Source organism: Kribbella sp. NPDC051586 (assembly GCF_044453965.1).
In the GTDB taxonomy this organism is placed as follows: domain Bacteria; phylum Actinomycetota; class Actinomycetes; order Propionibacteriales; family Kribbellaceae; genus Kribbella.
Genome location: NZ_JBITDF010000005.1, coordinates 634,465 through 650,353 on the forward strand (window position 1 = coordinate 634,465; position 15,889 = coordinate 650,353).

General features: G+C 67.0%; 15 protein-coding genes. 5 read left to right on the forward strand and 10 right to left on the reverse strand.

Going from position 1 to position 15,889, the window contains the following annotated elements:
* Window positions 1–466: 466 nt before the first annotated feature.
* A complete protein-coding gene (locus ACIA58_RS36690) occupies window positions 467–2,569 on the reverse strand; it encodes a P-loop NTPase fold protein (protein ID WP_396408455.1) in 2,103 nt (700 codons plus the stop codon).
* Window positions 2,570–2,895: 326 nt separating this feature from the next.
* Entirely contained in the window at window positions 2,896–3,726 is an 831-nt protein-coding gene (locus ACIA58_RS36695; protein ID WP_396408456.1) for a uracil-DNA glycosylase, read from the reverse strand.
* A gap of 103 nt (window positions 3,727–3,829) precedes the next feature.
* On the opposite strand from ACIA58_RS36695, the gene ACIA58_RS36700 reads away from it, so the two are divergent.
* From ACIA58_RS36700 to ACIA58_RS36710, 3 genes are read left to right on the forward strand one after another with little or no spacing between them, the layout of a single operon-like run.
* Window positions 3,830–5,080 (forward strand): MFS transporter, encoded by a 1,251-nt coding sequence (locus ACIA58_RS36700; protein ID WP_396408457.1) that lies wholly within the window; start codon window positions 3,830–3,832, stop codon window positions 5,078–5,080.
* Window positions 5,077–6,513: a sulfatase gene (locus ACIA58_RS36705; RefSeq protein WP_396408458.1), complete on the forward strand. Its 1,437-nt coding sequence runs from the start codon at window positions 5,077–5,079 to the stop codon at window positions 6,511–6,513. The genes ACIA58_RS36700 and ACIA58_RS36705 overlap by 4 nt, the downstream gene beginning before the upstream one ends.
* Window positions 6,514–6,537: 24 nt before the next feature.
* On the forward strand, window positions 6,538–7,566 hold the full coding sequence (locus tag ACIA58_RS36710) for a LacI family DNA-binding transcriptional regulator (RefSeq protein ID WP_396408459.1): 1,029 nt from the start codon (window positions 6,538–6,540) through the stop codon (window positions 7,564–7,566).
* Window positions 7,567–7,674: 108 nt separating this feature from the next.
* Here ACIA58_RS36710 and ACIA58_RS36715 read toward each other — a convergent pair whose 3' ends face one another.
* Window positions 7,675–9,108: an MFS transporter gene (locus ACIA58_RS36715; RefSeq protein ID WP_396408460.1), complete on the reverse strand. Its 1,434-nt coding sequence runs from the start codon at window positions 9,106–9,108 to the stop codon at window positions 7,675–7,677.
* A gap of 129 nt (window positions 9,109–9,237) precedes the next feature.
* Between ACIA58_RS36715 and ACIA58_RS36720 the strand changes: the two genes are divergently transcribed.
* Complete coding sequence (locus ACIA58_RS36720; RefSeq protein ID WP_396408461.1) at window positions 9,238–9,813, forward strand: TetR/AcrR family transcriptional regulator; 576 nt, start codon at window positions 9,238–9,240, stop codon at window positions 9,811–9,813.
* Here the strand turns inward: ACIA58_RS36720 and ACIA58_RS36725 are convergent.
* From ACIA58_RS36725 to ACIA58_RS36750, 6 genes are read right to left on the reverse strand one after another with little or no spacing between them, the layout of a single operon-like run.
* Complete coding sequence (locus tag ACIA58_RS36725; protein WP_396408462.1) at window positions 9,806–10,714, reverse strand: exopolyphosphatase; 909 nt, start codon at window positions 10,712–10,714, stop codon at window positions 9,806–9,808. The two genes, ACIA58_RS36720 and ACIA58_RS36725, sit on opposite strands and share 8 nt — an antisense overlap.
* Entirely contained in the window at window positions 10,707–11,189 is a 483-nt protein-coding gene (locus ACIA58_RS36730) for a DUF501 domain-containing protein (protein WP_396408463.1), read from the reverse strand. The genes ACIA58_RS36725 and ACIA58_RS36730 overlap by 8 nt, the downstream gene beginning before the upstream one ends.
* Window positions 11,186–11,791 (reverse strand): septum formation initiator family protein, encoded by a 606-nt coding sequence (locus ACIA58_RS36735; protein ID WP_396408464.1) that lies wholly within the window; start codon window positions 11,789–11,791, stop codon window positions 11,186–11,188. The genes ACIA58_RS36730 and ACIA58_RS36735 overlap by 4 nt, the downstream gene beginning before the upstream one ends.
* A 19-nt stretch (window positions 11,792–11,810) precedes the next feature.
* Window positions 11,811–13,091 carry a phosphopyruvate hydratase gene (gene eno / locus ACIA58_RS36740; RefSeq protein ID WP_396408465.1) on the reverse strand — a complete coding sequence of 427 codons (1,281 nt, stop codon included), beginning with the start codon at window positions 13,089–13,091 and terminating at the stop codon, window positions 11,811–11,813.
* Window positions 13,092–13,150: 59 nt separating this feature from the next.
* Window positions 13,151–13,675, reverse strand: a complete 525-nt coding sequence (locus ACIA58_RS36745) for an RNA 2'-phosphotransferase (protein ID WP_396408466.1) — start codon at window positions 13,673–13,675, stop codon at window positions 13,151–13,153.
* Entirely contained in the window at window positions 13,672–14,505 is an 834-nt protein-coding gene (locus ACIA58_RS36750; RefSeq protein ID WP_396408467.1) for a LysR family transcriptional regulator, read from the reverse strand. Before ACIA58_RS36750 ends, ACIA58_RS36745 begins: the two co-directional genes overlap by 4 nt.
* A gap of 12 nt (window positions 14,506–14,517) precedes the next feature.
* Here ACIA58_RS36750 and ACIA58_RS36755 point away from each other — a divergent pair, with 12 nt between their 5' ends.
* On the forward strand, window positions 14,518–14,952 hold the full coding sequence (locus ACIA58_RS36755; protein WP_396408468.1) for a hypothetical protein: 435 nt from the start codon (window positions 14,518–14,520) through the stop codon (window positions 14,950–14,952).
* A gap of 91 nt (window positions 14,953–15,043) precedes the next feature.
* On the opposite strand, the gene ACIA58_RS36760 is transcribed toward ACIA58_RS36755, so the two are convergent.
* Window positions 15,044–15,886 carry a phosphotransferase enzyme family protein gene (locus tag ACIA58_RS36760; protein ID WP_396408469.1) on the reverse strand — a complete coding sequence of 281 codons (843 nt, stop codon included), beginning with the start codon at window positions 15,884–15,886 and terminating at the stop codon, window positions 15,044–15,046.
* Window positions 15,887–15,889 lie beyond the last annotated feature (3 nt).

Below are 15,889 nucleotides of genomic sequence, written 5' to 3' on the forward strand. Positions count from 1 at the left end.
CCTGACAAGTTTCCCTACGTCTTCAAGACGGGCCCTTCAGGGCCCGAAAGCGCGCCGCCACCGCAGGTCGGGCCGCATGCCTCCCGCTCTCGCTTCGCTTCGCTCCCGGCGCGGCCCTTGGCTTGGCGCGCACATGCCAACAGGGCGCCGGGTCGAAGACAGCAGACCTCGCCATCAACGGCTCGGCACCCCGCAGCTGTGCCGCTCACTCGGATTCGCCGGCCGTTCCGTACGTCGGTGACTGAGCATGCCTGCCGTCTGACCATGGGCTTCCGGATCGTCCCGACAGCAATGTTGGAGAAGTGCGGTCCGGCACGGCACGCGTCAAGGGCGCCTGCCGGCGTCGCTGCGCGATCGAGCAAGCTCGACCCTGGACACGCACCGTCCCTGACCTTGGGCGGCAGCTATCGGGACGATCCGGCGGACTGGCCGCGGTTGACACATAACCGTCAAGCCTGATAGCGCACTAGAAGTCCTCCGGACGCCAACCAGACAGATACTTGTCGGCGAGCAGAACCAGTTCCTTGAGCGATGGATCGATCTCAGCACGCTCCCGGAGGGTGTCGAGCAGCAATGCGATCCGTTCCTCCGATTCCAGCGCCTCTATGAGAGCATCCCAGGTCAGTCGATTGATGCGAACGACCGCGCGACTTCCCATGCTCTGACCGCGTACCTCGCTGCAAGCAGCGCGCAGCAGCTTCTCATTCAAGTCAACGTCATCAAGTGAGAGTTGAAAGCCGTCTTCCCCTGCAACTTCTTTGGCGAAGAGCACCAGTCGCATCACGTCCCATTCGCTTCCCAAATCCGACGTAGACGATTGCGCGATCTCTTCGAACAAACGCTTCTCCATCTTGCGTTCGAAGTCGACCGACGTAATCCTTTCCTTTTCTTCATTCTTACCACGTCCAACGATGCGCAGAAACTCACGTTTCGAGGAAAGTGAATGCAGTCCCGAGTAGATCTCTTCAGCCGCAGACTCTGTCGCCGAGTGATCTCCAGAGCGGCGCAGCAGACGAAGGACTACTCGGCTAACCGCGAAGCGTCGATCTGGGCTGCTGAACATACCCCGCCGACCTTCAGGCATCTCCGGAATGATGTTTAGTAGGACCGAACTGGCGGGAACGATCGCCGAGCCTGGATACTCGTCTTCCCAATTCTCCAAAGCCGCCACGACGTCTTCAAGGCGACTCGGATCGATCGACCGGAGATAGGATTCGAAATCGTCAGCGTTTGCCATCAGTCGAGCCGCTCGCTCCGAATCGGAGAACGCCAGGAGTCCCTCTGGAGCAACATTCTCGACATAGAGACGAAGTATGTCAGGGTGAGCCACATTTCGACCGCGGAGCCAAGTCGACGCCCAATCAGCCCCGTAGGCACCTTCTCCGATGTGTCGCAGCGCGGCTGGAAATAGTCTCCTGAGCACGCTCTGAACAACATCCTGGCGATCCTCGCCGGCCTCGATCATCGCCGCAATAGCCCGCCGATGTTCCTCTTCCGCAGGATCATTGCTGCTGCCCCACGACGCCGTCCGAGTCAGCGCCGTCGCATTTTCCGACATCAGACGAAAGACATCAGGAAGGAACACTCTTACTGCTTCCATCGCAAGCAGATCGGACAATTCGACTTGCTCCACGAGTGCAGACACCGTACGTCGCGACGACGCGGCATACCTCCGCACATCACGCATGTTCGCCATAAGAGGAACGATCACCTCAGCGAGGATATCGAGCCATCTATCCTCGTCGAACCTCTGAACTTGTTCAACATTTTTCAAACTGACCGTCAATGCGGCTCCGACCTCACGCCAGAGTACGCTGTCTGGAATTCTTGGGAGGTTATACAACGTCTGGACTATCTTCTCTAGATAGCTCCTGCCGTCGACGCCCTGATCCTGCAGAGCAGATTCGACCCGCGATCGATCAAACGCCAACACGTAGACAATATTTGGGAAGCTCGCCGTGAGTCGAACTAATCTGAATATGTCTCGAATTTCGGTCGTTTGGAGCCGGTCGATGTCGTCAATGAAGACAATGATCGGACTCTTCAGCTCCCTCAGATGACCGCCGAGTTTTGCTCGACGTTCAACAACACTTCCTCTGTTCTTTTCCTGCAACTTTCGCACGGATGTAACAACTCCGCGAGCGCGGTCAAACCATCCACCGACCACAGGGATCAGGCTTATCGGACTGAAGATTTCACCGTAGCTCTCAAGCTCCTTTGCGATACCTGAGACCTTGTCACCCTTGAGGCGCAGTTGAGCGGCCAGCTCACCAAAGAACGATTCGACCAATTGCTCCGTTCCAGAGAACATCCACGGGTTGAAGTCAATGATCGGGACGGAACTAGAATCAAGTTCTAGTTTGATCAGATTGATTAGCGACGTCTTTCCGGAGCCCCACGCACCCAATATGGCGACGACATGACCGTCGGACGCGTCGACTTCTAATAGATCGTCAGCGATGCTTCTCGATAAGCCTGCCCGACCTAGAACGTCATCCTCCGTGCGTCGGATTGGGTTGTCCCCTAGTACCACAGTTGCCCCCTCAGACCAGATCAGTTGAGCGATCACGCTAAGTCACACCGTCTCTTCGCGCTAGGGGGCTGGCGGCACTCGCGCTAGTGGTCGCCAGACGGCCGGCCTCGTGTATCGGGCAGTTCGGTTGCACTTCCGGTTGCAGTTCGACGGCGTTCAGCAGTGTCCAGACGGGATGCACGCGCGAACGACCGAGTCGGGGCGAACCCCTGCGGCTCGTCCTGAACACGGCCAGGTCGAACTTAAACCTCGCGGCCCTCACAGGCATACGGGTTCGAATCCCGTCCCGGGCACCGCACATCCTCAGGTACAGGCGCCGGCAACTTCGGAGTCCGTTTGTTGACGCAGTAGGTACCCGTGGCTCACAGGCCGGCGATCGAGCGAGCTCGGGTTAGTACGGCGTCGAGCATGGGTTCGGTCAGTTTGCCGGTGAAGGTGTTTTGCTGGCTGGGGTGGAAGGAGGCCAGGACGGTCACTTCGCCTTGGGGGGTTTGGATTTGGTGTTCGGCGGCGTGGCCGAACTTGGGGCGGGGTTTGGGGATGGTGGCGCCCAGGGCGGACAGGCCGGCGAGGAGAGCGTCGTAGCCGAACTTGCCGAGGCAGACGATGGCTCGGGTGGTGGGGAGGCACAACTCCAGCTCGCGGCGGAACCACGGGGTGCAATTGTCGCGTTCGTCGGGCGTGGGTTTGTTGGCGGGTGGGGCGCAGCGCACGGCGGCGATCATGCGGGCGCCGGTGAGCTCGAGGCCGTCGCCGGCGTGTTCGCTCGTGGGTTGGTTGGCGAGACCAACGCGGTACAGCGACGCGAACAGCCAGTCGCCGGAGCGGTCGCCGGTGAAGACCCGCCCGGTGCGGTTGCCACCGTTGGCCGCGGGAGCCAGACCGGCGATGAGGATGCGGGGCGCAGGATCACCCCAGCCGGCGATCGGACGACCCCAGTACGGCTGGCCGGCGAAGGACTTCCGCTTGCCGACAGCAACATCTTCCCGCCATTCCACCAGCCGCGGACACGCCCGGCAGACCGATACGCGTGCTTCCAGTTCCGTCAGGTCGTCGGTCGCCGCAAGCTTCGCCACTGCGGCCGGATCACCCGCCACCGGAGTACGCCGTACGGCGGGATCCTCCGGCCAGCCGCTCCCGGGCGGCACCGGACTGTCGAACAACTCCCCCGTCAACGGGTGCGGAAGCTTCACCGCCCCAGCCTAGAGGCGACCGGATCCGGCCATCGCGAGGGCTTGACCTCGATTTAGATCGATCTCATGCTGATTTAGATCGATCTAAGTGAGGAGTGGACCGATGACTGCCACAGAGCCGATGCGCGGGACGCGCGAGCGGGTGCAGGTACGGCGGACCGTCCTGGCGTGTATGGCCGACTACATCGACGCCGGGTCGATCGTGGCCGCGTCGTCCGGGCTCGCGCTGTGGTCGGCCGAGTTCGGGATGAGCAAGTCGACCGTCGGCCTGCTGGGCGCCCTCGGGACCAACGCCGCGTCGTACGCCGTGGGCGCGTTGATCGGCGGCCGGCTCGGCGACGTGTTCGGCCGGAAGCGGATCTATCAGTACGACCTGTTGATCTACGTTCTCGGCGGTCTGCTGGTGATGGCCGCCTTCAACAGCGCCACGCTCTTCATCGGCCTGATCATCATGGGTCTCGCGGTCGGAGCCGACGTACCGACGTCCTGGGCGCTTGTCGGCGAGATCGCGCCGGAGCGAGCGCGAGGCAGGGCGATCGGCCTGACCTCGCTGTTCTGGAGCCTCGGTCCGGTCGTGAGCCTGCTCCTCGCGCTGGCGCTCGCGGATCTCGGCGTGCTCGGGATCAGAATCGTGTTCGGGCAGCTGGTCGTGGTTGCGTTCGTGACCTGGTTCCTGCGGCGCCGGATGGGCGAGTCCGAGATCTGGGTCGACGCGCAGACCGATCGGGCGCAGGTATCCGCGGCCCAGCTGCGGGCGCTGCTGCGGCCCGCGCTCGCGAAGCCGCTGGTGTTCGTCTTCGCGGTGCACACGCTGGGCAGTGTCGCGGCCGGCACGTTCGGATTCTTCCTGCCGTACATCCTCAAGACCGTCGGCGCCAAGGGGCAGGCGGCCAGCGTCGGCCTGAACGCGCTGAACTTCGCGCTCGTCGGGCTCGGCGTCGCGTTCCTCTTCATGCCGCTGGTCGACCGGGTCAACCGCCGCCTGCTGTACGGCGTGGCGGGCGTCTTCTCCGTCGTGGCGGCCCTGCTGCTGATCGTCTTCCCGGTCACGAACTCGACGGCGATCGTAGCCTTCATCGTCATCAACGCATTGGCGTCCTCGTGCGGCCAGGAGCAGCTGTACCGGGTCTGGTGCCAGGAGTTGTTCCCGACGATGCTGCGGTCGACGGCGCAGGGCGCGATCATCTTCGCCCAGAAGATGCTCCTCGCAGGCTGGAGCCTGGTGGTCCCGCTGATCGTCGCGCGGAGCTTCAGCGCGTTCGCGTGGATCCTCGCGATCGCGACGTTCCTCAGCGTCCTGATCGGAACCGTCTACATGCCACGCCGCCCGCAGTCCCTGGCGACCGTCCGATGAGCCGGCCGAACATCTGGCTGATCCTCTGCGACCAACTGCGCGCCGACGCGCTCGCCTGCTACGGGAACTCGATCGTCGAGACTCCGGCCATCGACGAGCTTGCCGCCGACGGGACGCTGTTCACCTCGGCGTACACGCCCTCGCCCGTCTGCGTTCCGGCCCGCGCCTGCCTGATCACGGGGCGGGACCCGCACGTCAACGAGTGCTACGACAACGGGTCGCCGATGCCGGACGGTCCGACGCTGATGAGCGAGCTGACCGCCGCGGGCTATCGCACCCATGGCGTCGGCAAGATGCACTTCACCCCGGACGGCGACGCGTTGCGTGGCTTCCAGTCTCGTGACAGTGAAGAAGAGTTCGGTACGCCGGAATCCGACGACTACCTCGCCTGGGTCAAGGACCACGGCTTCGGCCACGTCGAGTACCCGCACGGCTTACGCGACGAGATGTACTACGTCCCTCAGCTCTCGCAACTGCCGGCCGAGCTGCACCCGACGACCTGGGTCGCGAACCGCTCGATCGACTTCCTGGCAGACCAGGCCGAACCGTTCTTCCTCTGGTCCAGCTTCATCGCGCCGCACCCGCCCTTCACTCCCCCGGCGCCGTGGCATCAGCGCTACCCGGCCTCGCTGATGCCAGACCCACATCTCCCGCTGTCGGGCGACGGACTGCTGACGGCGTACAACCGCCTGCAGAACCGCTACAAGTACCGTGACGGCGGCCGCGATCGTCGCCTGTGGCAGCTCATCCGGTCGTACTACTACGCGTCCGTGACGTACGTCGACCACCAGATCGGCCGCGTGGTCGACGAGCTGAAGCGGCTCGGGCAGTTCGACAACACCGTCATCGTGCTGACCGCGGACCACGGGGAGTTCCTCGGGGACTACGGCTGCTTCGGCAAACGGTCGTTCCTCGACGCGGCGGCGCGGGTCCCGATGATCTGCCGCGGTCCTGGCTTCGAGTCGGCGCGGATCGATACGCCGGTCAGTCTGGTCGACGTACTGCCGACCGCGTTGACGACGGCAGGCGTGACGACCCCCGCGACGGACGGCGTACCGCTGCAGGACGCGCAGGCGGATCGGGTGGTGTTCGGGCAGTTCCAGCAGGAGGAACTCGGGTTGTATGCCGTGATCACCGACGAGTGGAAGTACATCTGGTCGGCGCCGGACGGCAAGGAGTACCTCGTCGATCGACGTCGGGACCGGGCGGAGACGGTCAACCACGCGTACAACGTGCGGCTGCGTGAGGTGCTGCTCGAGCTTCGCGGTCAGGCGGCCAAGCACTTCCCGGATCTCGCTGAGACCGACTTCGACAAGGTGAGTGCCAACCGGCCGCTCACGATCGGGGCCGCGCCGCATGACGGCGGTGGCGACGGGCTGTCGGCGCTCGGCCGGGACGCCGACGCTGCGACAATCGTCGTTCAGTGGGACTGAGGTACGGCGACGGGAGCGAGCGGGATGGGGAACGAGACGCGGCGACGCGTCCGCATGCTCGACGTAGCGAACTCGCTCGGCGTCTCGCGGGCCACCGTCTCGCTGGTGATGCGCGGCAGCCCGCTCGTATCCACAGCGACGCGGGATTCGGTGCTCGCTGAGGCCGACCGCCTCGGGTACGTGTACAACCAGGCCGCGGCCAGCCTCCGGACGCAGCGCAACGACGTGGTCGGTCTCGTGATGCCGGACATCGTCAACCCGTGGGTTGCGGAGGTCTCGCTCGGTGCGCAGGAGGTGCTCACCGAGCTCGGGTACTTCGCGGCCGTCGTGAATACCGCGGAGGGCGTCGACACCCAGCATTGGGTGTTCCGCAGTCTCGTCCAGCAGCGGGTGGCCGGCGTGATCATCATCCCGGTGCTGCACACCACCCCGGCGGACGTCGCCGAGATGGCTCGCAGCCAGGTGCCGTTCGTCGTACTGACGCGAGCCTTTCCCGACTCCGGCGTGCCGTTCGTGGGGACCGACGACGCATTGATCGGGCAACTGGGCGCGGAGCACCTCGTCACGACGCATGGGTGCCGCGGCGTCGCGTACTTCGGCGGCAACATCCTCGCCTCGCCCCGGATCGCCCGGGAGCAAGGGTTCCGGGCGACGGCGACCGGGGCGGGCGCGACCTGCGACGAGGCGTGGTCGGAGCCCTTCGACGCGGGAATCGTAGACGCGTACCGGAGGGCGTCCGCGCTGCTCGACCAAGGGCCACCGCCACGCGGTGTTCTGTGCCACAGCGACCAGGTCGCCTACGGCTTGCTGAAAGCCCTTCAATTGCGGGGGTTCACGCCGCGGGACTGCGCGGTGGTCGGCATCGACGACCTGCTCCAGTCGCAGTTGTGGACGCCCTCGGTCAGCAGCATCGCGGTCCAGCCGATGGAGATCGGGCGCGTCTGCGCCCGCGTCCTCCTCTCCGAGATCGGCATCCCGACCGAAGGCCCCGTCACCCCACCCCCACCGGTCCTCCATGCACGGACCTCCTGCGGCTGCGAACCATCGAGCTAGCGGCTGCAGCTGGACAGTACGTATATGGCTACTACACAACGCCCGCACGCTCAGCGGGCGGGCTGAGCGCGGTGCAGTGGGCCTATACGTACTGTCGAGCTGCAGATGTCAGGCGGCCAGCTCCTCCGCGGGCAGGGGCTCGGCGGCAAGCGGGGCTGCCGGCGTACGGCGGTGGTTGGGGATGGCCAGCGCGAGTACTACGGCTGCGGCGGCGAAGGCGGACAGCAGGAGGAAGGTGTCGGTGAAGCCGGCTTCGGCGGGGAGGCCGGATGGTTGGGTGTGGCCGGTGATGATGGAGCTGGCCAGGGCCGTGCCGATGGAGCCGCCGATGGTGCGGATGTTGGCGTTCATGCCGGTCGCGGCGCCGGTCTGCTCGCGCGGGACGTTCTGAACGATGAGGCTGGTCATGGACGCGTAGGCCAGGCCCAGCCCGATGCCGAAGAGGGCGGTCGAGACCGCCACCTGCCACGGGTGGTCGTGGAACTCGGCGAAGAGGAGCGCGGCGACCAGGCTCAGCCCTGATCCCCAGACGATCTGCGACTTGGCGCTGAAGTGGGGTGCCAGCGGGCCGCTGAGCGAGCCCGTGACGGCCATCGTGACGAGCATCGGCAGCATCAGCAGACCCGCCTGGGTCACGCTCGAGCCGAAGCCGAACCCGGCGGCCGTCGGGATCTGCATGAACTGCGGCACGAACGCGTAGACCGCGAACATCGCCGCCCCGAACAGCAGCGCGACCAGGTTCGTCGTCCAGACTGCCGGAAGGCGCATCATCCGCATGTCGATGAGCGGGTTCCGCGAGCGCAGTTCGACCGTGATCCAGCCGGCGAACAGTACGACGGCCAGCACGAACAGGCCGACGGTCCGGAACGACCCCCAGCCCCACGAACGGCCGGCGCTCAAGGGCAACAGCAACGAGACGAGCCAGCCGGACAGGAACGCGGCGGCGAGCCAGTCGATCCGGCCCGGTACGCGGCTCGGCGACTCCGGGACGTAGCGCCGTACCATCGCCGTCGACAGCGCGACGACGACCATCGGGATCCAGAACAGCCAGCGCCAGCCGAGCCACTCCACGATCGGGCCGGCGAGCACGATCCCGAGCCCACCACCGGCGGCGATGATCGCGGAGACCACGCCGACCACGGACGGCACGCGCTCGGCCGGAAACTCGTCCCGGATGATTCCGAACGACAACGGGAACACGGCCCCGCCGACGCCCTGGAAGATGCGGGCGGCGATCAGTACGCCGACGTTCGGCGCGAGGGCCGCGAGCAGACAGCCGACGGCGAGCGCGCCGAGGGCGATGAACAGCGTGCGCTCCTTGCCGACCATGTCGCCGATCCGGCCGAGCAGGGGTGTGGCGACCGAGACCGAGAGCAGCAGCGCGGTGAAGACCCAGGTGACCGTGCTCGGGGTGGTGTGCAGGTCGTGCTGGATGACAGGCAGCGCCGGGCTGACCAGCGACTGCAGCATAGAGAACGATGCGACGACAGTGGCGAGGACCGCCAAGGTCAGACGCGGGTTTCCAGACCTGATGACAGGCATGCAGAAGTCCTTCGAAAGGGTGTGATCGCGCCGTACGAGGGGCGCGGGATTCCCCGGCCTGGTAAAGTCGAGGTGTGCCTCCACTATAACGGAGGGATGCCTCCGGTATCAACTGGCTAAGGTGATCGAATGACGAGCGAGCAGAGCAGGCCGGCTTTGCAGGTCGACGTACGGCGGCCGCAGCGGGCGGACGCGCGGCGGAACTTCGATGCTCTGCTCGTGGCGGCCCGGGACGCGTTCGCGACCAAAGGGGTCGACGCGTCGCTGGAGGACATCGCCCGTCAGGCCGGCGTCGGCATCGGCACGCTGTACCGCAACTTCCCGAACCGGCAGGACCTGCTGAACGCGGTGTACTTCGGCGAGATCGAGGAGCTGTGCATCGCGGCGGAGAAGGCGGCGGACCTGGCGCCGTGGGACGCGCTGACGACGTGGCTGCACCGCTTCGTCGAGTACGCCGCGACCAAGCGGGCGATCTGGGAGTCGCTGAACCGCGAGACCGAGAACTTCAAGACCGCCCGCGCGGCGATGTACGCGGCCGGCACTCCCCTGTTCGAGCGCGCCCAGGAGGCCGGCGAGGCCCGCAAGGACGTCTCCTTCGACGACCTCCTCCGCATGGTCAGCGGCCTCACCGCCGCCGGCTTCGTAGACCAGGCCCAACGCGACCGCGTCCTGACGATCGCCCTGGACGGCGTCCGCGTCAGGTAAGCGACAGGGCGACGCCGTCGAGGATGTCGTGTTCGGAGACGACGAGGTCGGTGACGTTCAGGCGGTCGGCCAGGCGTTGGAGGATGAGAGCGCCGGCGCCGATCACGTCGACTCGGCCGGGGTGGATCGACGGGACGGCCGAGCGGTCGGCGCGAGTGGATGTGGTGAGCCAGGTGGTCGTCCGGCGTAGGTCCGCGGCCGTCAGGTGGGCGTGATGGACGGCGTTCCGGTCGTACTCCGCGAGGCCGAGGGCAACGGCGGCAACGGTCGTGGCGGTGCCGGCTACAGCGATCAGCGCGCGGGCGTCGGCCAGCGGGACTGTGGTGCTGTCGAGGAGGGTGTCGACGTCGCGCGTGATGGCGGCTAGCTCGGCGGGGCTCGTCGGGTCGGTGGTCACGTGGCGCTCGGTCAGGCGGACGGAGCCGATGTCGAGGGACTCGGCCGCTCGTACGCCGTTCGCGTCGCCCAGGACCAGCTCGGTGGAGCCGCCGCCGATGTCGGCCACGAGGTACGGCGCGGGCAGGTCGAGGGAGGTGGTGGCGCCGCGGAAGCTGAGCTCGGCCTCCTCGCGGCCGGAGATGATCTCCGGTTGTACGCCGAGACGTTCCTCGACGCCTGTGAAGAACGCTTCCCGGTTGCTGACGTCCCGGGCGGCGGATGTCGCGACAAAGCGGAGCCTGCCGACAGCCTGGGACCGAATGACGGATGCGAAGTCCTCACAGGCCGTGAAGACGCGGGTCAGCGCCTCCGGGGCGAAGGCTCCGGTGGCGTCGACACCTTGCCCGAGGCGGACGATGGTCATCCGCCGATCGACCTCGACCAGCTGACCGTCCACAAGATCCGCGATCAGCAGCCGGATCGAGTTGGTTCCACAGTCAACGGCAGCAACGCGCTCAGACACACGGGCCCCGGCGGCCCCAGTCGTCAAGCGCCTCGAGGGCCTCGTCGCCCAGGGGGTTCACGCCCGGGCCGGCGGCCAGCGAATGCCCGACGAGCACGTGCAAGCACTTCACCCGGGTCGGCATACCGCCGGCGGTGATGCCGGCGATCTCCTCGACGTGTTCGATCGACTCGCGGTGGGCCAGGTACGAGTCGTGGGCGCCGCGGTACCGAGCCGCCAGCTCCTCGTCGTCGGCCAGGCGGTCGGTCATTTCCTTCATCATCCCGGAAGCCTCGAGCGTCCCGATCGCGGAGGCCAGCCGCGGGCACGTCACGTAGTACGTGGTCGGGAACGGCGTACCGTCCGGCAGGCGCGGCTCGGTTTCGACCACGTCCGGGAGGCCGCAGCTGCAGCGGTGCGCGATCGAGCGGATCCCGCGCGCCGTACGGCCCAGCTGCTTGCTGACTGCTTCTTCGTCGGCAGGACTGACGCTCACCTGGTCACCTTAGGTGACGGCGTGATGATCGGCTTCGGGGTGGGTTTGGCCGGGGTCGGCGTCGCGGGCGCCGGCGGCTTGCCCGCGCCTTCGACGCTCCCCCACAGCTTCGTGTACCAGGTCGGCTTCTGCGTGTCCGTCGCACCGTCCGATGGCGTGGACGGCTCCGGCGGGGCGCCGACCGGCTTCCCGTCCGCGCCGATGACGCGGTACCCGACCTCGCCGGGCATCACCCAGCCGAGCCGCTGCCGGGCCTGCGCCTTCACGTACGCGTCGTCGTCCCAGCGGGCGATCTCGTCGTTCAGCTCGGCGACCCGCTTCTCCCGGTCGCGGATCTCCTGCTGCAGCGCACTGACCTGCTGGTGCTGGTCGAACCACACCCGCAGGCTCTGCGCGTACGACACGATCAACGCACCGAGCACCAGGAGGACGACGGCCGCCCGGCCGGTCAGGTTGCGGGAGCCCCTGGTCCGCGCCGGGCCGGCCTGCGGTCCCGCCGTACGGCGCTTGGGCTGGTCGCCCCGCCGGGCCGGTGGACGCGACTGGGTCCGGCTCGACGGACGCGAGCCGGGGCGTGCACCGGATTCCCGACGGGACGGCATACCTGGGTCCTCCTGAAGATCAGCCCTGGAAGCGCGGGAAGGCCGAGCGACCGGCGTACGTCGCCGCGTCGTCGAGCTCCTCCTCGATCCGGAGCAGCTGGTTGTACTTCGCGGTGCGGTCGGACCGGGCCGGGGCGCCGGACTTGATCTGGCCGCAGTTGGTTGCGACCGCCAGGTCGGCGATCGTGGTGTCCTCGGTCTCGCCGGAGCGGTGGCTCATCATGCAGGTGAAGCCGCTGCGGTGGGCCAGGTCGACGGCGTCCAGGGTCTCGCTCAGCGAGCCGATCTGGTTCACCTTGACCAGCAGGCTGTTCGCCGCCTTGTCGGTGATGCCGCGCTGCAGCCGCTCGACGTTGGTGACGAACAGGTCGTCGCCGACGATCTGGATCTTGTCGCCGAGCTGACCGGTCAGGCTCTGCCAGCCGTCCCAGTCCTCCTCGTTCAGCGGGTCCTCGATCGAGACGATCGGGTACGACGCGACCAGGTCGGCGTAGTAGGCGATCATCTCGTCGGCCGACTTCTTGCCGCCCTCGAAGGCGTACACGCCGTCGGTGTGGAACTCGCTCGCCGCCACGTCCATCGCCAGCGCGATGTCCTTGCCGAGCTGCAGGCCGGCCTTCTCGATCGCGACCGCGATCAGGTCGAGGGCCTCACGGTTGCTGGCCAGGTTCGGCGCGAAGCCGCCCTCGTCGCCGAGGCCGGTGGACAGGCCGCGCTCCTTCAGCACCGCCTTCAGCGCGTGGTAGACAGTCGCGCCCTGCATCAGCGCCTCGCCGTACGTCGCGGCGCCGATCGGGGCGATCATGAACTCCTGGACGTCGACGTTGCTGTCCGCGTGCGCGCCGCCGTTCAGGATGTTCATCATCGGCACCGGCAGGACGTGCGCGTTCGGGCCGCCGACATAGCGGAACAGCGGCAGGCCGGAGCTGTCCGCGGCCGCCTTCGCGACGGCGAGGCTGACGCCGAGGATGGCGTTCGCGCCGAGCTTGGCCTTGTTCGGGGTGCCGTCCAGGTCGAGGAGGGCCTGGTCGATCAGGCGCTGCTCGTGGACGTCGTACCCGACGATCTCCTTGTCGATGTCTTCCAGGATCGCGGTGATGGCCTTCTGGACGCCCTTGCCGCCGTACCGCTCCTTGTCGCCGTCACGCAGCTCGACGGCCTCGAACTGGCCGGTGGACGCGCCCGACGGGACGGCCGCCCGGGCGACGGTGTCGTCGTCGAGCAGAACCTCGACCTCGACAGTGGGGTTGCCGCGCGAGTCGAGGATCTCGCGGGCGCCGACGGCCTCGATGGTGGCCACATTGACTCCCAAGTTCTCGATGACGAATCGGCTTGAGCCTAGCCTCCAGACCAGTGGGCTCATTGGACCGCGTCGGTCCTAACGATCGCATCCACCGGTACCTCCCGCGTCAGTAACACACCGTTGGGCGCCCGAAAGACCTCGAGATTGCCCGAATCCACGCCCAGCAAGACTTCTACGTGTGTGCGCCGCCCGACCTCACTGTCCTTCGACGGCGCCAGATGCACGTGGGTACGCCGCCCCGGCCGCAAACCTTCCCGCTCGATCGCAGCCAGCGCGGCGCGATTCGTCCCGTGCCACAGCAGGTCCGCGGGGTACACCCGTTCCCAACTGTTCTCCAAGGCTTCACGCGTCACCGGCATCCCCGCCAGCGAGTGACCCTGGCACGCGCGGATCAGTTCGCCGTCGACCTGCAACCGCCGCTTGTCGTTCTGCTCCACCGCCGCATCCAGCGCCGAGCGATCGAGCCCGAGCAGGCGCAGTACGTCGGCGATCGCCGCCCAGCCGTCCGCACTCATCGTGAGGCCGTGCTCACCTGCTGTGTGCCGGAGCAGCTTGGAGATCGCCCGGCTGTCCTTGCTCACTCCAACATCCCCCTGAGTTCGGCCACCCGCTCGCTCCGGTCCGGGCGGGTGACGACGTAGTACCGCACCGGCGGCAGATCCTTGATCGGGATCTTCCGGACCGTCGCCGGCGTACGCACGGAGCCGTTGACGACGGCCGGTCCTATACCGAGACGGACGAAGTGGACCAGCAGTTCCCACCCTTCCGCCTCGACCGCGACGGACCACCGGATGCCCTGGTCGAGCATGCTCCGCTCCAACTGCTGCCGATGCGGCCGCCCCTTCGGCGGTACGACGAGCGCCTCGTCCTGCAGATCCTTCAACCGCACCGTCCGACGGCCCGAGAGCCGGTGGCCGGCCCGCGTGATCAGGACCTGCGGGACCTGGGTGAGCAACGTGCAGTCGAGATCGTCCGGCGGAACGCCGAGCGCCGTCACACCGACATCGGCGGAGCCCTCGCGCACTGCGGCGACCGTCGTGGCCGCGTCGGCGGTGCGGAGCCGGAGTTCGTGCCCGCGGCTGAGGATGCGCTTGAGCGAGTCGCCCAGCAGGTACAGGTACGTGCCGGAGCCGGCGATCAGGACGAGCGGTCGAGGCGGGGCGGCATCGAGTGTCCGCAGGAAGTCGGTCGCCAGGTCGCGCGAGTCGTTGGCGAACGCGGCCAGCCGCTCTCCCGCGTCGGTCAGCTGCAGTTGGCGGCCGACCTTCACGTACAGCTTCGCACCGAGCCGTCCTTCCAGCTTGCGGACGCGCGCGTGCAGCGCAGGCTGACTCACATACAGGACGTCAGCCGCCCAGGTGAAGTTCCGGTGCTCGGCAAACACCGCAAACGCCTGCAGATCCTCAGCCACGATACGGCGGCCATGCTGCGGACGCCCGCCGTACCGGGGGCTTTCGAGGCGATCGGGAGGCTGGTGCCGCTCTTCGGCGAGACCTGGTTGGTGTCGAAGTGCGGACCGCGGATCCAGCAGCGTTCGCTGGAGTGGCTCGCGCATCACCGCTTCTGGGCGCGCACCGGAGTTGCCGAGGGCAACGTTCGCTTCTGTCTCCGGCGGCCGGAGAAGGCGATTCACTGCGCCGAGCTCGGCATCACGCACTTCATCGACGACAAGCCGGACGTGATCGCCGCGATCACGCCGGTTGTCGCGAACCGCTACCTGTTCGTGGACTGGAAGACGACCGAGACAGCGGTACTGCGGGACCTCAGCACCACTGCACGAGGATCACACAGTCGGGAGCGGCAGCAGCAGGTGTGGCGACGCCGCCTACGACCAGAAGTGCCAGCCCCGCCATCGTGAGCAACTTTTTCATCGTCTCTCCATCCCCAGGGATTCTGATGCGTCCCTACTATTCTCGCCGACAACACAGATCTGGTACAGGCCAAAAGTCCTACAAGCCGAACGACCGCCGCGCGTCGGTCAGGCCCTTGAGGTTGTCCGCGGGCCCGGCGATGCCGGTAAGGACGTTGTTGGTGATGCGCCAGGCGAAGTACGCGGCCTGCACGGCCCAGCGCACCGCCAAGAAGATGTCGAGCCCCCGGTCGACCTCGTCAGCAAGCTCCGGGCGGCGAGCGAGATAGGCCGGTACGACGTGGGTCGGGGTGTTGTACATCGCCGCCGAGGCCACGTCGTACAGGATCGGCCCCTGCATGGCGCCTCCCCAGTCGATGAGGCCCACCTGGCCGTCTGGCTGGCGGCGGAAGGCCTCGGCGGCCGGATCACCGTGCAGCCAGGCCCACGTCAGCTGACCGAGCGAGAGCGCATCGGCGACAGCGCCTTCGACAGCCGGCCGGATCCAGGGCTCCAGATCCAGCACGTCGTCGAACTGGATCAGCAGCTGCAGCCAGTCGCCAAGCTCACCGGACTCGAGAGCCGCGACCGAGTGCACCCGCCCGAGCAGGTCGCCGATCGCCACCTGATCCTCGACGCTCTCCCCCAGCTCCTCCCCACCGACGTACTCCAGAACAGCGACCTGCCGGCCGTCGACGCGCTCCACCAGCCGCCCGCTCTTACTCGGCCACGGCCGACCGGTCAGCACCCCGCCGTCATCCAGCCGCGCCGCCAACTCCAGCCCAGGCTCGAACGCCGAGTCCTCCGCGCTCACGGCCTTCAGCACCACCTGCCACTCGTCAGCCACCGCCAGCCAGGCAGCCGAGTTCATGCCACCGGCCAGCACCTCCACGCGCGACGGCTTCAAATCCCAGCCCTCCCGCAGAACCTCAGCGACATCCACCCC